Origin of the sequence: Flavobacterium sp. (genome assembly GCF_040382755.1) — a bacterium.
Classification (GTDB): domain Bacteria; phylum Bacteroidota; class Bacteroidia; order Flavobacteriales; family Flavobacteriaceae; genus Flavobacterium.
In genome coordinates, this window is the sequence record NZ_JBEIET010000181.1 from 1 (window position 1) to 2998 (window position 2998).

Annotated in this window: 2 protein-coding genes; both read right to left on the reverse strand. The window is 33.6% G+C overall.

The features are described from left to right. Positions 1 to 175: 175 nt before the first annotated feature. On the reverse strand, positions 176 to 343 hold the full coding sequence (locus ABWO04_RS10825) for a hypothetical protein (RefSeq protein WP_353079711.1): 168 nt from the start codon (positions 341 to 343) through the stop codon (positions 176 to 178). A gap of 1209 nt (positions 344 to 1552) precedes the next feature. Next, entirely contained in the window at positions 1553 to 2164 is a 612-nt protein-coding gene (locus ABWO04_RS10830; protein ID WP_353079712.1) for a hypothetical protein, read from the reverse strand. Positions 2165 to 2998: the final 834 nt, after the last annotated feature.

The following is a 2998-nucleotide window of genomic DNA, read 5'->3' on the forward strand; positions in this document are numbered from 1 at the left end:
GGTTCTAAGCTATATTTCGTTCCAATACCCTTTCCTGCTGGGTCTAAAGAAATCAAAGAATGGTTCTGGAGGTCCATGCCGTTAAAACAGCGCATTTTTGGTTTATTTCAAATCAAATGAAAAATCTTTTTCTAGAAAAAAATAGTGTTCTGTTTCATTTTCAGTGGATTTTTTGTTAAAACAAATCTAAAGATAAATGACCAAGCGTCTCTTTTTCCCCTCCTCTATTTTTAATGGCTGGGAAACTATCGATAGGCGTTAGTTGAGTTGGTATCCATAAAACTGCAGCTGCAGCAAATGGCGTTAAAAACAGAACACAACGAACAAACACAGAAAAAAACATTCGATTTTGAAATTAAATTTAACACAACTTAACAAATTTGATTTGTTGAAGCTTAATTAAAAAATTGAATTGAGTAATTAATTGGATGGCATGGCAAAAGCAGCAGAACTAATTAAACTAGTTAATTAGAAGCTAGTTGGCTTTGATTATACTAGATTGCAATGTAATTAGATTCATAAAATTATTTTCTGAGAGTAAATTGAGTTTACTAAATCAGTTCAAGTTTAACTAAATTGCCAGCAACACAGTTAAAAAACAAAGTCATCAAGATTCCAATATGAAGTTCATCAACATTTGGATTCTTTTGGTTCTTGTCCTAGGCTTGATCTCCAAAATGAGCACGTCGGCATCTGTACATCTATCCAAAAACTCCTCGATCTACGTTGTAAAAGAAGAAACCAAACCGGTAGATCCTATTCGCATACTTTTGTATGCAAGAACCATCATGAAAGTTAGCACTGCAGTGGCAAAAAGTCTCATTATTTATGGGTGACTCAATCTTTTTCACAGTGCTAAGTTGTATTTTTTTCTAAAATGCCATGTCATGAATGAAAAATTTGAAATAAAATTTCTGTTGAAAAACAAAAAACATGTTTTTGAAGTTCTTGTTATTAAAACTGTTATAAGTTGAGCTTTGTATAGTAAGGCTGACATCAAGGTAAGGCGTTTGGGAGCCAAAAATTTTTTTCGTTAACAACGGAGCAATAGCGATAGGCTAAGTTTATAGTTTCTCTAGAATAGCTAGGTGGTTTTGGAAAAAATAAAAAATTATTTTGTTGGTAGACAGTTGAATCTATTTCTTAGCTATAAATAAGGCTAAACAGCTAAAAAGTAAATATCTTAGAGTACCTTAACAAGTTTTCTGTCTGATAGTTTTGAGATATCCAAACTGTGCCCCGAAGTTCGATAACTACAAGTTTTATAGCTACAACAACTCCAAAAATGTAATGTACAATTCAGTTGGGTATATTAGGAGATTTTATTTTGCTCTTAAAACAAATATCATTCATCATTTTTGGTTTGCAAAAAATTTAGCTAGGGAAAATCATTAAGAATAAACAGGGTCGAAGGTATGTCCAAGTCACGTCGCTCGCATGATGCTCTGCTTAGCCTCAGTATCAGTCAAAACATTAAATATGATTTCCTTGTCAGCTAACACTTAAGTTCAGTTTATCGCTAGAAAAATTACCAAAGAGAACCTTAAGCTAATTATGTACAAATCAGTGAAAGGTTGAATTTCATGTTAACCACCATTATAGTCATAAAAACATGAAGAAAACTGTCAGCCACAAGTCTTGACGTGAAGGATCGAGGTACTAAGAAATTGCTTTTCTTACGAATGCTACGGCTACTCCTAGATTTTTTTGGCTGAACGCGACAAAAACAAGCTCCAAACTGATTTGCAATTTTTTTGTTAGTTTTAAAAAAAACTGTTTTGATCAGTGAAAACGGTTTGCAAACAGAAGAACTCACAACTTTAACGAATTTTCCCATTAGAGAAGTAGGTGTAGTTGATTTGTGTTCTTTTTTCAATTGCTCTTCTTTAAAATGGTCTTGGTTTGTAGAAAACGGCAAAGTTCCAGTAGCACCTTTAGATTGATCTTGTTGGATGCTGCGGCGTCTGATCTGAGTTCTGAACTGAGATGCAATTTTTATGTCGGGTTTAGAACCTTTTTTTTTGATCGGTGAAGCAGCTGTAGTTGAAGTGCGTTCTTCCAGATCTTCTTTAGAATGGTCTTGGGTTGTAGAAAACGATGAGGTACCAATGACGACGATCAAAGCAGCAAAAATCAGAAAGCACAAAATAATTTGTGGTTTCATTTTTGATGTTTCTTGATGTTAGAAGTACAGCAGAATGATAACCCAAAATATTTTAGCCTTATTTATAGGTAAAAGACGAATCCGACTGTCTACCAATCAAATCAATTCTTTATCTCTTTCAAGAAACTAAACAATCAACGCTATGCTATTGGTCTATTGCCATTGAAAGAATTTGTTTGGCTTGGTTCCAAAAAACCAGATTGTCAAATATAAAGTCTTAATTAAAAAAGCATCAAAGCCAAGCCAAATTGTTTATAGGTGAAAGACGGATCCGATCCGAACAGACTGTCGAGAGAATTTGTTTGTTTTTGGCTCCAAAAAACCAGATTGTCAAATATAAAATCTTAATTAAAAAAGCATCAAAGCCAAGCCAAATTGTTTTTAGGTGAGAGACGGATCCGACCGGACTGTCTACCAATTAAATCAACTCTTTATCTCGTTCAAAAACTACATAGCTATTCTCAAGAAACTAAACAATCAACGCTATTGATTGGTTTTATTGCCAACAAGAGAATTTGTTGGGTATCTTATCATCTCAAAACTTGATTTGATCAAAAGAAAAGAGCTTAAAAGTATTTTGGCGCCAAAAATTTAATTTAAAATAAACCAATAGCAACAGATTTTCAGTCTCTTAAGAGTAACTAGGTATTCTTGGTAGACAGTTGGATCCACCTCTCAACTATAAATAAAACTAAAAAATACTTTGGGATATCATTCTGCTACAGCTCTATCATCAAGAAACATCAAAATGAAATCAGAAATCATTTTGTACTTTGCGCTTCTTGTTCTGCTCGTCGCCGGTTCTACTTCCTCGTTCCCTATAAATCAAGAACC